This window comes from Bacillus sp. SIMBA_008, assembly GCF_046535495.1.
In the GTDB taxonomy this organism is placed as follows: Bacteria; Bacillota; Bacilli; order Bacillales; family Bacillaceae; genus Bacillus; species Bacillus subtilis.
In genome coordinates, this window is sequence record NZ_JAWRWL010000872.1 from 1 (window position 1) to 254 (window position 254).

The window sequence follows — 254 nt, forward strand, 5'->3', positions numbered from 1 at the left end:
GTTTTAAGGTTTTTCGAGCTTTATTTTTTAACGATTTCACTTTTTTGACACTAATGGTGAAAATATAATTTCGTACTAATGTTTGTATAGTTGCTATCTTTATATTTTGAAGAGTTTCTGTAGAAATCCTTGATATGGAATCGATTACTGAAACTTCATCATCTTTTAGAGAAGATATTTCATTGAATATTCTTTCGCAGTTTTTATTATCAGTATACGTTAGAATTAAATCTCTTCTTTCTTCAACAAATAAC

1 protein-coding gene is annotated in these 254 nt (G+C 26.4%); it reads right to left on the reverse strand.

Annotated features, from left to right (window positions below; genetic code table 11):
- Positions 1–254 (reverse strand): hypothetical protein (locus SB658_RS25840; protein WP_410603326.1); only part of this gene is annotated, 254 nt, incomplete at both ends.